Source organism: Pseudoxanthomonas sangjuensis, from assembly GCF_010211755.1.
In the GTDB taxonomy this organism is placed as follows: Bacteria; Pseudomonadota; Gammaproteobacteria; order Xanthomonadales; family Xanthomonadaceae; genus Pseudoxanthomonas_A; species Pseudoxanthomonas_A sangjuensis.
The window spans coordinates 1-510 of sequence record NZ_PDWR01000075.1; the positions used below are offsets into that span (position 1 = coordinate 1).

The following is a 510-nucleotide window of genomic DNA, read 5'->3' on the forward strand; positions in this document are numbered from 1 at the left end:
GAATACGTGCGCGGGCCCAAGGCCAATGTCGGCCCGCTGGTGGTGCCCGATGCCTTGCACGATGAACAGGTCTCCTGATTAGCCCTGACCCTCAGCCATCAGTCGCAGGATCTGCGCCGCGCTGTGTGGATGCTGCTGTCATCTGAAGCCAACGAGGTGACGTGATGAGCATCAATGCGGTGCAGTTCCAGGCTGGATTGTCGCTGCCTGAGTTCTTCGCGTCCTACGGCACCGAGGCTAATTGGCGTTGCTCTGGCTGGAATGCCCTTGGAAGTTGAGTCTCGGCTTCATCATCTGCGCACGACTTCTTCCTGGGTTTTGTTAGCCGCTATAAGTGCTATCGCGCACTTTACAAGTGGCGGTAGCTGTAGGGATTTCGCTGCCCTTGCTGTGCCGGACGAGTGCGCTCGCGCTTCAAGCGTGGCGGCATCATCTACTACCAGTGCAGCGCTTGCCGGCATCAGACCAGTCTGATGGCAGGCACGATGTTCGAAGGCACCAAACTGCCGC

The 510-nt window shown here is 58.8% G+C and carries 1 pseudogene; it reads left to right on the forward strand.

The window, feature by feature from the left end:
• Positions 1 to 164: 164 nt before the first annotated feature.
• Positions 165 to 510, forward strand: a pseudogene (locus CSC71_RS15645) (transposase); the annotation flags it as partial.